At 67.3% G+C, this 13,798-nt stretch carries 13 protein-coding genes; 3 read left to right on the forward strand and 10 right to left on the reverse strand.

The window, feature by feature from the left end:
• Positions 1 to 30 precede the first annotated feature (30 nt).
• Complete coding sequence (locus EV652_RS03120; RefSeq protein WP_158441082.1) at positions 31 to 969, forward strand: helix-turn-helix transcriptional regulator; 939 nt, start codon at positions 31 to 33, stop codon at positions 967 to 969.
• On the opposite strand, the gene EV652_RS03125 is transcribed toward EV652_RS03120, so the two are convergent.
• Together EV652_RS03125 and EV652_RS03130 are read right to left on the reverse strand one after the other, a co-directional pair.
• Complete coding sequence (locus EV652_RS03125) at positions 944 to 1,855, reverse strand: S66 peptidase family protein (RefSeq protein WP_132207391.1); 912 nt, start codon at positions 1,853 to 1,855, stop codon at positions 944 to 946. The genes EV652_RS03120 and EV652_RS03125 overlap by 26 nt on opposite strands.
• Before the next feature lie 140 nt (positions 1,856 to 1,995).
• Complete coding sequence (locus EV652_RS03130) at positions 1,996 to 2,943, reverse strand: helix-turn-helix transcriptional regulator (RefSeq protein WP_132207392.1); 948 nt, start codon at positions 2,941 to 2,943, stop codon at positions 1,996 to 1,998.
• Positions 2,944 to 3,024: 81 nt separating this feature from the next.
• On the opposite strand from EV652_RS03130, the gene EV652_RS03135 reads away from it, so the two are divergent.
• Both EV652_RS03135 and EV652_RS03140 read left to right on the forward strand, forming a co-directional pair.
• On the forward strand, positions 3,025 to 3,435 hold the full coding sequence (locus EV652_RS03135; protein WP_132207393.1) for a VOC family protein: 411 nt from the start codon (positions 3,025 to 3,027) through the stop codon (positions 3,433 to 3,435).
• Between the two features lie 24 nt (positions 3,436 to 3,459).
• Entirely contained in the window at positions 3,460 to 3,741 is a 282-nt protein-coding gene (locus EV652_RS03140) for an Rdx family protein (RefSeq protein WP_132207394.1), read from the forward strand.
• On the opposite strand, the gene EV652_RS03145 is transcribed toward EV652_RS03140, so the two are convergent.
• The 8 genes from EV652_RS03145 to EV652_RS03180 form a co-directional block, all read right to left on the reverse strand.
• Positions 3,742 to 4,743 carry a Gfo/Idh/MocA family protein gene (locus EV652_RS03145; RefSeq protein ID WP_132207395.1) on the reverse strand — a complete coding sequence of 334 codons (1,002 nt, stop codon included), beginning with the start codon at positions 4,741 to 4,743 and terminating at the stop codon, positions 3,742 to 3,744. It abuts the gene before it with no gap.
• 9 nt (positions 4,744 to 4,752) lie between these two features.
• Positions 4,753 to 5,733, reverse strand: coding sequence for a Gfo/Idh/MocA family protein (locus EV652_RS03150; RefSeq protein ID WP_132207396.1), 981 nt, complete (start codon positions 5,731 to 5,733; stop codon positions 4,753 to 4,755).
• A 225-nt stretch (positions 5,734 to 5,958) separates the two neighbouring features.
• Positions 5,959 to 6,225, reverse strand: coding sequence for a hypothetical protein (locus EV652_RS03155; protein ID WP_132207397.1), 267 nt, complete (start codon positions 6,223 to 6,225; stop codon positions 5,959 to 5,961).
• Position 6,226: 1 nt separating this feature from the next.
• Entirely contained in the window at positions 6,227 to 7,729 is a 1,503-nt protein-coding gene (locus EV652_RS03160) for an FAD-binding oxidoreductase (RefSeq protein ID WP_199237970.1), read from the reverse strand.
• Complete coding sequence (locus tag EV652_RS03165) at positions 7,726 to 8,940, reverse strand: (Fe-S)-binding protein (protein WP_132207398.1); 1,215 nt, start codon at positions 8,938 to 8,940, stop codon at positions 7,726 to 7,728. The genes EV652_RS03160 and EV652_RS03165 overlap by 4 nt, the downstream gene beginning before the upstream one ends.
• A 16-nt stretch (positions 8,941 to 8,956) precedes the next feature.
• Positions 8,957 to 10,009, reverse strand: coding sequence for an LLM class flavin-dependent oxidoreductase (locus EV652_RS03170; RefSeq protein ID WP_199237971.1), 1,053 nt, complete (start codon positions 10,007 to 10,009; stop codon positions 8,957 to 8,959).
• A 163-nt stretch (positions 10,010 to 10,172) separates the two neighbouring features.
• A complete protein-coding gene (locus tag EV652_RS03175) occupies positions 10,173 to 12,734 on the reverse strand; it encodes a DUF4153 domain-containing protein (RefSeq protein ID WP_132207399.1) in 2,562 nt (853 codons plus the stop codon).
• Entirely contained in the window at positions 12,731 to 13,429 is a 699-nt protein-coding gene (locus EV652_RS03180) for a response regulator transcription factor (RefSeq protein ID WP_132207400.1), read from the reverse strand. Before EV652_RS03180 ends, EV652_RS03175 begins: the two co-directional genes overlap by 4 nt.
• Between the last annotated feature and the right edge of the window lie 369 nt (positions 13,430 to 13,798).

Consider the following 13,798-nt stretch of genomic DNA (forward strand, 5'->3'; position numbering starts at 1 on the left):
AATGGCTTGTTTTCCTGTCATAGTCGAACAGTGCGCGCCGAACGGCTCCTCCGGCTCCTGCTGCGGCTTCAGACCCGCGGCCAGTCGACCGTGAACGAACTCGCGCAGTACCTGGACGTTTCACCGCGCACGGTCCAGCGCGACCTCGACGCGCTCAGCCTCGCCGGGGTGCCGGTCTACTCGGTCCGCGGCCGACGCGGCGGGTGGGCTCTGCTGCCCGACTACCGCACTCGGCTCACCGGACTCGCGCCGGCCGAGGTGATGTCGGTGTTCGTCGGCGCGACCGCGCATGTGCTCGCCGACCTCGGCATGGACGCGTCGAGCGACCTGGCGATGTCGAAGCTGATCGCGGCCCTGCCCGAGAGCGCCCGGCGCGATGCGGAGTTCGCGCGGCAGAGACTGCTGATCGATCACGCCGGCTGGGACGACCGCCGGGAGGCGCCGCGCTGGCTGGACCTCTGCCGGCAGTCGATCTGGGAGGAACGGCGGATCACGATCACCTACCGGGACCCGGCCGAGCCGTTCGACGTCGAGCCACTCGGCCTGGTCGCCAAGAGCCGGACGTGGTACCTCATCGCCCGCCGACCGGACGGCGCGTTCCGCACCTACCGCCTGAGCCGGGTGACCTCGGCTCAGGCGACCGACAAGACGTTCTCGAGACCGACCGATTTCGACTTGTCGTCTTACTGGGCCGAAGCGCAGCAGCATTTCCTGGCCACGCGGCCGTCGTACCCGATCGTCCTCCGCGTCCGCGACAGGGCCGTGATCCGCTTCCGACCGACCGCACCGCCGCTGCCCGACACCGACGGCTGGTTCATCGTCCACACCGACCTCGAGAACCCCAACGAAGCCTGCGCCGCCGTCCTCGCCCAGGCCGGCGACGCGAATGTCGTTGCACCGAAGGAACTCGCAGACATGGTGCACCGGGCGGCCGGCGAGATCCTCACCTCACACCAGCCGCGACCGTGAGGGTGCCCGCGGCGGGATCGATGGTCGCAAGAGTGCCCAGCGGAACCGTCGCGGGCTGAGGTCCGTGCCCGATCGGCAGACCGCCCAGCACGGGTACGTCGAGGAGGTCGATGCGGTCCCGCATCACGTCCAGCACTGACCACCCGTTGACGCGCTCATCCTCGAAACCGATGAACTGCCCCACAGCGATCCCACGCAGACCGTCCAGCAACCCGGACTTGATCAGCTGCGTCAACTGCCGATCGATCATCCCGAGCCCGGTGCCGAGGTTGTCCTCGATCAGCAGGATGCCGCCGTCGAGGCTGGACAGTTCGCCGCCGACCGCGTGCGCGACCGTGTTGAGATTTCCGCCCATCAGGAAGCCTGTCGCCGGGCCGCCGTCGGTCAACCCCACGCTCAACTCCTTCGGGTCCTGACGAATGACGATCTCGTCGGTGCTCATCAGCACCCTGTGGAGCGCGCACTCCGACTCGTCGTTCGGATGCACGAACGCCCCGTGGATCCCGACCAGCCCACATTCCTTCCACAGCGACAGGTGTACGGCGGTGATGTCGCTGAATCCGACCAGCGGCTTCGGATCCCGGCGTACGGCATCGAAGTCGAGCTGATCGCTGATCCGGTACGCACCCTTGCCACCCCTGGTCGCGAAGACGGCCCGGACCCCGGGGTCTCGGAACGCGTCGTTCAGGTCGGCGAGCCGGTCTTCGTCGGTGCCGGCCAGGTAGCCGACGCTGTCGAAGACATGCTGACCGATTTCGACCTGCAGACCCCACCCGGTCAGGACCTCCACTCCCCGAGCCACGAGGTCGAGGTCGGGAGTGCTCGCAGGTGACACAACCCGAACCCGATCACCGGGCTCGAGTCGGGGCGGGATCAGCACAGTCATGCCCGAAACTCTGACAGCAACCTCCGACAGTTCCCCTCACCGGCACGCGCAGCGGTCGGAGGTGACGCGCGGGCAGCCGCGATGCGTACCCGAGAGCCGGTTCTCCCCCGGCGGGTGCCAAACGATGCCATCGGCAACACTCAAGCTTGGGCGAAGCGGGCTGACCAGTCGGCGGTCAGGGTCTTGAGCTCCGATGGGCCGATCACCGTGAAGTCGGCGCCAATGGAGCCGAGGGCGAACAGGAGGCCGTCGAGGGAGTCGGTTTCCATGAGCATGGTGCAGCTCTGGGGCGTGCGCGCTCGGACCTCGGCCCAACGCCCAACGAACCCACTGACGGTGTCGGCGGACGCTTCGACGTTCACCTCGACCTGGTACCGACCACCAGGCGACCCGCCCAGAACCTTCGAGCGCACGAAGACCGCGACGTCGTCGAACGGCGGCCGGCGTGGCGCGAACGTCGTACCAGCGCCCTCGGCGGTGGCAATGCGATCGATCCGGAAGATCCGCCAATCACGACGATCGACGTCGTAGGCAACGAAGTACCAGCGCTGTCCGAGGGGAACGAGTTTGAACGGCTCGACCAGCCGGGTCGACTGCGTCCCGTTGGCCGCGTGGTACGCGAACCGGATCCGTTCCGAGTCCCTGCAGCCAAGGGCAAGCGTCGACAGTACTGCGTGGTCAATCGACAAGCCTGGACTCCACGGCGCCGGAGTTGTCGACAATCCGACGGCGTTGAGTCGCGCCCGCAGCCGTCGCGGCAACACCTGGACGATCTTGGTCAACGCACGCAATGCCGCCTCGCCCCCGTCCCCGGCCGCGAGGTGGGACTGGATGGCCACCGCCAGCGCCATCGCCTCGTCGTCATCAACCACGATCGGCGGCAACGCGGCACCCGGCGCAAGGGCGTAGCCGCCGTCGACCCCCGGATTCGCGTCGACCGGGTATCCGAGCTCGCGCAGCCGGTCCACATCACGCCGCAACGTACGCGCCGACACCCCCAGCCGCTCGGCCAGCAACGGACCGGGCCAGTACCGACGGGCCTGCAGCAACGACAACAGCCGCAGGGTCCGGGAACTCGTGTTCGCCATCTCTCCAGGATCCCCGACATTGCGGTCAGGAACTGGCCGCGATGCTCCCTACGGTCGGAGAAACCCACCTAAGGAGCAAGCATGTCGATCACCACGACCACCCACCTGAACTTCCGCGGCGACGCCCGCCCGGCGCTCGAGTTCTACCAATCCGTCTTCGGTGGCGAACTCGCCGTCGTCAGCTACCAGGACGCCCACAGCGTCCAGGACCCGGCCGAGGCCGACCAGATCATGTGGGGTCAGGTCCAGGGCGACAACGGCATCCAGGTGATGGCGTACGACGTACCGTCAAGCCTGCCGTACGACGCCGGCGTCAACTCGGTCTTCGTCTCCGTCCGCGGCAAGGACGCCGACGAGATCACCGCCCACTGGAAGCGCCTGTCCGAAGGCGCGACCATCCTGCAAGACCTGGCCCCGGCCGCCTGGTCCCCGCTCTACGGCATGCTCAAGGACCGCTTCGGCATCACCTGGGTCCTCGACGTCACCAGCTAGCGTCCGGCAGCGATACTGGTCGGCGTGACGAGAGAGCCACGGTTGGAAGTTGAGTACTGCACGCAGTGTCGGTGGTTGTTGCGGGCGGCCTGGACCGCGCAGGAGTTGCTCACCACCTTCACCACCGAACTCGGCGAAGTCGCGCTGATTCCCGGGACCGGAGGTGTCTTCGACGTCCGCCTGGACGGCGAGACCCTCTGGTCCCGGAAAGCGCAGAACGGTTTCCCCGAGATCCCGACCCTCAAGCAACTGGTCCGCGACCGCATCGCCCCCGACCGCGACCTCGGCCACTCCGACCGCCGCTGATCACGGGATCTGCAGGACCGGGGCGATCGTCTTGGTGCGTGCGCCTTCGTAGGCGGCCAGGAGAATTCCGAGTACGGCGATGCCCTCTTCCTCGGTGTGGATCGGACGGGTCTTGCCGAGCAGGGAGTCGGCGAAGTGGCCGATCTCGGCGACGAAGGTGTCCACCGGTTCCAGGTCGAAGGTCTCGGTCTCGCCGGACCGCAGCTGGTAGGTCAGCGAGCTGCCGTTGCTGGTCAAGGACCCGAGTTCACCAACCGCGGAGAAGCGTTCGGTCGCAGGGGCCGGCTGGTAGGCCCAACTGGTCACCAGCTGACCGACGACGCCGTTGTCGAACCTGATCAGTACCTGCGCGGAGTCCTCGCCCTCCATGAACTTCAGCCGATGCGTGGACAGCATCGCGGTCGCCTCGACCGGTAGGCCGCCGGCGAGATGCAGCAGCAGGTACGTCGGGTGGTACCCGGTGTCGATCAGCTCGCCACCACCACTCGTCTTGCTGCTCGCCCGCCAGCCCATGCTGTTCGGGTCGAAGTCGTTGTAGAAGCTGTCCGTCGTACGCACCTCGTACACGGTTCCGATGCTCCCGGCCTCGAGCAGCTCCTTCGCCTTGGCCACGGCCGGCAGGAACAGCTGGTTGTGCGCACACATCAGCGTCACGCCGTTGTCCTGCACCGCCTTCCGGACCTCCGCAGCCTCGTCCGCGGTGAGGCACAGCGGCTTCTCGCACAGGATGTGCTTACCCGCCTGGGCAGCCGCGACGATCGCGTCCCGGTGCAGGTGGTGAGGCAGACAGATATCGACCGCATCGATGTCCTCGGTCTCGAGCATCCGGCGATAGTCGACGTACGGCGTGGCACCCAACTCATTGCCACGCGCAACAGCCGTCTCCTCGACCGCGTCGGCCACCGCGGTGATGCCGATCCGCTCGGCGTGCTCGCGGTAGCCCCGGATGTGGGCGCCCGCGATGCCGCCGCCTCCGATCAACCCGACCTTGATCTCTGGCATGAACGTCTCCTAAAGCCCTGCGTAGGGGATGGTCCGGCCAACTTCCGCGGCCTCGTTGGCGGCGACGACCAGGCGGGTCAGCTCCACCGCCCGGCTCAGGTTGTCGTCGGCCCGGGTGCCGTTATTGATGTGGTCGACCCACTGACCGAACGGGTCCTGGTTGTGGTCGGGAACCGGCAGCTGCCGGTCACCGACCTGCAGGATGTTGCCGGCGTCGGTGTAGGTCAGGCTGCCCTCGGTGCCGAAGATCTCGATCGTGAAGGGGTTCCGGCTGGTGAAGCCGGCCTCGATCACGCCGATCTTCTGGTCCGGGTAGCCGATGGTAACGACGGCGTTGTCCTCGAGGCCTCGGCCGTTCACGGAGCGATAGATCGCGCTGACGGAGTCAGGCTGGGTGCCGAGGAACAGCTGCACCAGGTAGACAGGATGGCAACCGAGATCGGTGAGGGCTCCGCCGATGGCAGCCTTCTGGTCGAAGAACCGCTGCGGCAGCCAGCCCTCGACTCCATCGCGCGACACAGCCCCGTCGTGCGACAGCCTGACGCGGGCGTATGTGAGCTGCCCGAGCTCACCGCTGGCGATCACGTCGCTGATCGCCTGCGTGTACCCGTGCGCAAGCCGCGGCAGCGAGACCACCACCTTGACGCCGTTGCCGTCGGCCGCCGCCAGGATCTCCTCCGCCTCCGCCACGGTCGGCGCGAGCAACTTCTCGGTGAAGATGTGCTTCCCCGCATTCGCGGCCTTGACCATGATGTCGCGGTGCTCGTTCGTCGGCGTGGTGATGACGACCGCGTCGACCTCACTCAGCAACCCGTCAAGGTCCTGCGTGAACGGAACCCCGAACTGCTCGGCGCCCGCCTGCCCCAGCGCCACATCGTCGTCCCACACCCCGACGAGCTCCGTCCCAGGATGCGCCTGAGCCTGCCGGCTGTAATCCCCCGCATGAACATGCCAGAACCCCAGAACCGCAACCTTCAGCGGCTTCGACACCTTGCCTCCTCGCTGAACACACTCGTCGGAAAACGATCTCCCGCCCTACCTTGCCAACCCCAGCCCCACCCCACACCCCCACCGGCGATTCGTCCCACCCCCCGGACCATCCCCCAGTCCCCCGAGGCCCGGCATCGGCCTCAGCAGCTGCCCAGGCCTGTGGGTACGCCGAAGCGGCCCGGCCGGCGAGCGCGCGGCGGAAGAGTGGGCGTGGCGGGGTGTGGGTTAGTTCTCGGGTTCGGTGCCGTCTTCGTTGAGGCCTAGGTCGGGCATGCCGAGGACTTTGTCGGCGAAGTGTTGGTGCATCCAGGCGAGGTGGTCCCAGCGGCTGTCGATGATGCGGTGGGTGTCCCAGGCCGGGAGGTCCTGCTGGGCGAAGATCGCCATCTTGTCCGGGTCGACCTCGTAGACGTGGTCGAACCGCATCACCACGTCGTCGGTGATCCGCCGCGCCTCGGGCGGTTTCTGTGCGGAGAGCCGGAAGCCGAACATGTCAGTCCTCGTACGCCTGGTCGAGCAGGTACTTACCCGGGTTCATCACGTTGTTGGGATCCAGTGCCCGCTTGATCTTCTTCATCACGTCGAATGCGCCACCGAGTTCAGCCGGCACATATTCCACATCGCCCTCACGACTGGCCCCGTGGCAGGCGCTGATCGAGCCGCCGTACTTCAGCGTCACCTCGGTGATCTCCCGTTTGAAGTTGAGCCACGCCTCCCACATCTCGTCGTCGAGTTTCTGCTCCCAGATTCCGATATCGATCTCGACGAGGTAGTCGCCCCACGGCTTGTACGCACCGTTGGTGTAGGCGAAGATCCCCCAGTCGTCGAAGACGCCGTACCGCCGGATGTAATGGTCGGCGATCGCGTGCCACTCTTCGCGGACCCGCGGCAGCACGCTGTAGTTCAGCGCGGCGTCCTCGCAGTGCCAGGACATCGGAATGACCTCGCCGGTGCGCAGCCGGCCGTGCAACGGGATCGCGTACCGGTCGTGCCGGGCGGCCCAGTCACCCTGACTGACCTCGTCGCCAAGATAGGTGCCGCCGGACTCCCGCGCGATCCGCATGATCTCCCGCGCCGCGGGAACCACCTCAACTTCGTTGCCGTACATCGCAACCGCGACCACGCTGCGAAGCCAGTCCGGCTGCTCGATGTACGCCTCGTCGTCCCGGCGCAAGTACGCAAGCTTCCACTCGTCGAAGAGCACCACCCCGGCCAGGGTCGCAAAACCCGACTTGGCCAACGCGCCCGTGCTCTGCCAAGCGGTCTCGTAGTCGCGATATCCGAAAAACGCCGCGAACTCCACCTGCGGCCGCGGCACCAGTTCAAGCGTCGCCTCCGTCACCACGCCAAGCGTGCCCTCGTGACCGAAGAACAGCGGCTTGATCGTGTACCCGGTGGATGCCTTGCGCAACTTGCGTCCGCCGCCCTCGCCGACCCGAACGATGTCGCCGGTCGGTAGCACGACTTCCATCGAGCAGACCAGGTCGCGGGTATGGCCGTAGCGGGCCCCGATCAACGACCAGCCGCTGGTGCCGATCCGGCCGCCGACCATCGAGCACGGATAGCTTGCTGGGTTGTCCGGGAACATCACGCCGTGCGGCTGGAGTACTTCGTTGAGCTTGAGCATGTTGATCCCCGGCTGCACCGTGACCGTGCGGTCGACCAGGTCGATCTCGCGGATCTCGTTCATCCGCTTCACATCAAGCAGGATGCCGCCCCGAAGCGGGGTAGCTCCGTCGGTCAGACCTGTCCCGGCCGCGCGCGGCACCACCGGCGTACCGGTGCGGTTGGCGAGGCGGACGATCTCGGCGACCTGTTCCGTTGTGCGCGGCAACACCACAACGTCGGGGACGTACTCCTTCCAGCGGTGCACCGGGAACGGCGCCGGCGTCCGGGTCCGGTTCCACCGCGCCGACTTGCCGGTCAGTACGCCGTCCTCGCCGAGGATCCCGACCAGTTCGTCGTACAGGGCGTCAGTGATGGCCATCGTGGTCATGTCGTCACCGCCGTCACCTCGAGCCCGGCGGACTCGGCCACCAGCTCCATCAGGTCGCGGACCTCGATGTCATGAGCCTCCCCGGCCGCGGCCAGCGGACGCTCCGACCAGACGCACGCACTGACCAACAGGTCGACGTCCAACGCGGCCGCGCGGTCGAGCCGTTGCCCGCTGATCGCCGCGGTGATCTCCGGTCGTTCGATACTCAGCCCGCCGCCCGCGCCCGAGCAGTACGACCACTGCGTCACATGGTCCACGTCACGGAAGTCCAGACCCGGGATCGCCCGCAGGATCTCCCTCGGCGACTTGTGGATGCCCTTGCGCTTGTTCAGCCGGCAGGGATCGTGGTACGTCGCCACGCGCCCGATCGGCACCGTCAGCGACAGCTTCCCCTCCCGGATCAGTTCGGCCACGAGCTCGGTGATGTGCACGATCTCGAACTCGTACTCGTCCCCGAAGTACTTCGGATAGTCCTCGGTGAACGTGATGTAGTCATGCGGATCGAGCGTGATGATCCGGCTCGCACCGATACTGCGCCAGTCGGCAACATTGTGTTCGGCGAACTCCCGCGACCGAGCCACATAGCCCATCTCGGCAGCCGGTCCGCCGCAGCACCACTGCTCTTGCATGAGGCCGAATTCGACCCCACCTTTCTGTAGGATCTGGGCCACCGCGCGAGGCAGCGTCGTCCGGTAGAACGCCGCCTCGCAGTCGACGAACAGCACGGTGTCGCCGCCGACGCCGAGACCGAGTCCGCCCGCCCAGTTCGCGACGTTCTCCTGCGCGACCGGTACGTCCAGAACAGGCTCGTTCTTCCGGTCCACGGTCGCCTCGACCCAGCGCTTCCAGTTCGGCTGTTCGATGCCTGAGTCAACGGCCAGGGCACGCATCGCCTTGACGACATCCACCGTTCGCGTCCGGGCCCGGTAGAACTCGCCGGCCATCAGCGTGTTCGGGCACCGCAACTCGCAGGCACCGCACTGGGTGCAGTGGACGTAGTCCTCGGCGACGTCGGCAACCGTCAGCGCTCCCTGCTCCATCGCCACGATGTTCGCGTGGAACGCGGTCGGTGAATGGTTCTCGTTCTGCGTGACCTGCATGACCGGGCACACGTTGCGGCAGAACTTGTGACCCGAGCTGAAACAGTTGTACGCCGGGTCACGCCACTCCTTCACGAAGTCCCGCTGCTGATCCTCGGCTTCCGTGGTCATAGGGCCTCCCGCGTCTTTAACCGAGTTCGGGCATCACCTTGTCGTGGATGAGGCGTAGCTGGCCCTGGACGTCCGGGACGCCCTCGATCTCCTTGCCGCTGAAGGTTTTCACCATCATCGGGTCCGTGACGGCGGCGATGATGTGGTTGACCCCGGTGGGCAGGATGTCGGTCTTCAGCTTGGCGACGCACTCCTCCGGCGTACCGGCCACGGACAGGGTGGCCGCGATCTCCGGCGAGGTCAGTTCGATGGCCCGGTCGATCTCGCCCGCCCCGAGGGCGTCGATGATCGGCTGCAGGTCGTCCCGGTTCAGACCGTGCCGGGCGAGTTGGTTGGCCGGCATCGACGAGATGTAGAAGCCGACCATGATCCGCGCGGCCCGCTTGGCCGCCTCGGAGTTCTCCGAGACCGCGAAGACCACCCACGCGCCGAGGTCGAAGTTGTCCAGGTTGCGCCCGGACTTGTCCAGACCGAGTTTCACGTGCTCGGCGACGTACTCGTAATTCTCCCGGGAGTAGCCGAGTGCGTGGTGCATGCCGTCGGCAATCTCCCCGGCGACCTCGAACGAACGCGGTCCGCCCATCGCGCCCATCTTCAGCGGGATCCGTTCCTGCACCGGGCGGGCGAAGGTGAACATCCCGGTGTACTTGAAGAATTCGCCGTCGAAGGTGATCGCGCCCTCGTCGAGGAAGCGGCGCATCACTTCCATCGCCTCCCGCACCCGCGACAACGGCTTCATCGACTTCCAGTCGATGTGGTACTGCTCGAGCAGACCGAGGTTACCGAAGCTGACCACTGCCTCGGCCCGTCCGCCAGACAGTTCGTCGAGGGTGGCCAGCATCTGGCAGATGTGCGTCGGCTCGCGCAGGATCACGTGCGTGACGTTGGGCCCGAGGCGGATGTTCTTCGTCTTGTCGGCGGCTGCCGCGAACAGCAGCCACATGTCCTTGTGCCAGGTCTCGTCCACGCTGTACGCCGCGTAGAAGCCCAAGTCGTCCGCGGTCTTGATCATGTCGATACAGTCCGTGAGCGGATAATCCGGCAACTGGACGTAACTGAACCGCACCATCGCCTACTCCTCCCCATCACACCGAGCATTCCGGGGCAGCAGTGAAAGACGGGCGGCAAACTGCGGCTCGGTCCCCATCTCCGAATCTTTTTACTGTAAACAGCGAACCGCGAGTTTGTCTCTGGCTCACCATCCCCAGCGCCCGGGGACTTCCCGGGGGGTGCTATCCGGCCGGCTTGGTCAGGCAGGTGGCGGCTGTGGCAGTGGCCGACGCATGGGAGCGGATGAACGCGTTGGCGCGTTCACGGCCCAGATTCCACTCGAGCCAGTCGTTCGTGCTGGGCTCACGATCGGCCAGTGCGCAGCCGATCGCCTCGTCCGGGAGGGTGGCCAGCACCGGGACGGCATCGTCGGAAAGGCCTTGCAGATAGAGCCAATCCACCTTGCCGGTCGCCGTGTAGCGGTCGACGTTGTGCTGGGCGATCCAGGCGTCCGGGTTGATCGCGGCAAGTCCGAGCAGGAGGCCGGCGCCACTGAGCAGCGCGGCCCGGGGCAGCCAGGCCGCCTTCATGGTCACGCCGGCCACCATCACTCCGATCACGAGCAGGCCCAGCCAGCCCTCGAAGACGTCGACGAGCAGGCGGAGCTCAGTGAAGCCGTACGCCTCCTGGTACACGTGCATCCGGTAGAGCGCGGACGCGACCACAACCAAGGTCAGCAAGCAAAGCAGGCCGAGCGACCCGCGCAGCCAGGCCACGTCCGCCTTCGTGCCGCGCGGTGCCTTGCGAGCGGCGGCCCACACCACGAGCAGAGTGAGCGCAGTGGCCACGGTGAGCTGGCCGAAGCCCTGGTGGACGTACTCCGCGTAGGTCAGGCCAGTAATGCGCTCGAGGTACTCGTGCCCGCCGAAGTTGGCCGTGGCCTGTGCGGCCAGGAAGACCAGGAAGACCGCGTCCACGAGCAGCACCGGCACAAGCCACTCGTAGCGACGTGCGACCGGCCGCACCGGAGCGCCCCCGGTCTCGACGTTGGGAGGATTCAGCCCGAGGTACGTCGCTGCCAGCACCACACCACCAACTGCCACGGTGATGAATGCCCGCAGTACGAATGAGTCGAGCTCAAGATCCGGAACGACCACGCCCGCCCACTCCGCGAAGACCGCATCGGCCGACGCGAACAGCAGTCCGAAGACAACGACCCCCAACAACGACCACACGACCGTCCGCAGCGCCGCGGCACTCGTCCGCAGACCTTTGACCGCCTGCGCAGAGCGACCCAGCCACGGAAGTCCCCGAAGCCCGGCAAGTGGCCAGGACACCCCGGCCGCCACGAACGCCGGCACGGTGCGGGCGTTCACCAGACCGGCCATACACACGGCGGCGCCCGCCATGAGGCAGAGGACCACGATCCACTCGGCGTCCCGCAGTACGGAGGTTGCGGCCAGAAGCACGCACAGCGCGGCACAGGCCTGGGTGAAACGGGACCGGCGGTTGACGCTGAACGTGAGGATCGCAGCCCCGGCCGCCAGCAGTACGACGAACGTGCCGAGACCGAGATCGCGGAACGGCAGGACAATGGCGGCCAGCAGACCGACACCCAGGCAGTACAGGACCGCACGAACATTGCCGGGAAGTCCGGTCTCCGGCCAGAACTTGCCGAACAACATGTCCATCCCTGACTCCGGCTCTCGCGCTGCAACTGGCGCTGCGGCGGGTGCAGGCGTCTCGAGCGGCTTCTCCATGACTGGCTCCTGTGCCTTCCTGGTGACGTGGGTGTGTTGCCGTGGTTCGCGCGGTAGGTCGACTCGGACGCGGGCGCCGGTACTGCGCGGCGCCGGGTCGACGAAGTGGATGCTGCCGCCGTGGAGGTCGGTGACCCAGCGGGCGATCGCGAGACCGAGTCCGGTACCGCCGCCGCCCTCGGCGTCGGTCAACGTCCCGAACCGTTCGAAGACGCGGTCCCGATCGGCGACGGGGACGCCTGCCCCTTCATCGGCGACCTCCAGCCGCCACCCCGAGTCCGTGGCTTCGGCGGTGATCCGGACGACTCCACCGGTGGGACTGTGCCGGGAAGCGTTGTCGAGCAGGTTGGCGATCAGTTGGTGGAGCCGTGCCGAGTCCGCTGAGGCAGTCAGGTCCGGCGGCGTGACGCGTACGTCGTACCGGACCTCACGACCGACCACTCGTGCCTCGGCTACGGCACGCTCCAGGAAGTCCAGGACGGAAACCTGCGTGGTGGACAGGCGGGCCGCGCCGGCGTCCACGCGGGCCAGATCAAGCAGGTCGGAGGCGAGGGCCGAGAGCCGCTCTGCCTGATCGAGCGCCGTCCGCAGGGCCACGGGGTCCGGCTCGGCGACTCCGTCGACCAGGTTCTCGAGTACGGCGCACAACGCGGCGAGCGGCGTACGAAGCTCATGGCTCACGTTCGCGACCAACTCGCGGCGCTGGCGGTCGACGGCGGCCAGGTCATCAGCCATCCGATTGAACGCCCGGGCAAGCTCTCCCACCTCGTCGCTCGAGGTGGCGGTGACCCGGGCGGAGTAGTCGCCGCGAGCCATTCCCCGGGCTGCAGCTGTCATCTCGCGCAGGGGCGACGTCATGCCGACCGCCAGCAACTGGGTCACGCCAAGGGCAAGGGCGACCGTGACCGGGATGCTGAGCCACGCCGGTACGCCGCCGACGGCGCCGACGGCCGCGACGATCGAGGCCACGATGACACTGACCGCGACGAGCAGCCCGAGCTTGACCTTGACCGACGTGACCTGGTCCAGCACCGGGCTGCTCACGTCGTACTCCCGGGCTCGAGGGCGTAGCCGACGCCATGCACCGTCCGTACCCGGTCCGCGCCGATCTTGGCTCGCAGCGCCTTCACGTGGCTGTCGACCGTGCGGGTGCCCGACGCACCCGGCCAGCCCCAGACTTCGGCGTACAGGTTCTCCCGGGTCAGGACGACGCCCGGCTTGGCCGCCAGACAGAGCAGCAGATCGAATTCGGTCGGCGTGAGATGGACCTCGGTCTCGGCGACCCAGGCCCGGCGAGCGGCCGCGTCGACCCGCAGGTCGCCCAGCTCGATGGCTGAGTGGGCGGCCATCTCAGCCGCCCGGTCGACCCTTCGCAGGAGGGCTGCCACTCGCGCCACCAACTCCCGCATCCGGAACGGCTTCGTGAGGTAGTCGTCGGCACCGACGCCGAGTCCGACCAGGATGTCCGCCTCGTCGTCGCGTGCGGTCAGCATCAGCACCGGCACCGGCCGTCCGGCCTGGATCCGCCGGCACACCTCATGTCCGTCGAACCCAGGAAGCATCACGTCCAGGAGGACCAGATCCGGTGCGGTCGCCGCGAACTGCTCGACCGCCCCCGGTCCGTCCCACGCCTGCACGACGTCGTACCCCGACCCGCGAAGCCGGTCGGTCACCGCCTGGTTGATCACCGGCTCGTCCTCGACCACGAGGATCCGGCGGGCTACTCCATCGACTGCCACGCTTCGAGACTAGGAGCCGAGCTGGTCAGAAGGGCACGACGACTCGTGAAGGTTCTGTGCAGGTCTGTGCGCGGAACGGACCGGGGTAGGTTACGGCCGACCAAGTGAAAGGGCGGTGCCGTCGTGTGGGCGCGAGATGAGGAGGGTCCGGGGATTCTGGTTTCGCACCTCGGGTACGGCGGTACGGCGGGCAGCGCTGTGGTTGCCGTCGTACCCGACAGGGCCCTCACCGCCGAGCTCGTCGGTCCAGGAGGGACTGTGGCGCTGCGAGCCCGAGGGCGACTCCTGGCGCTGGTCCGAACAATGGATCCCCCACACCGCCTGGTACCTCCTGGCCACCGCCACATCCCCCTGACCGGCGGATTGACC

The organism is Kribbella steppae, from assembly GCF_004342025.1.
Classification (GTDB): Bacteria; Actinomycetota; Actinomycetes; order Propionibacteriales; family Kribbellaceae; genus Kribbella; species Kribbella steppae.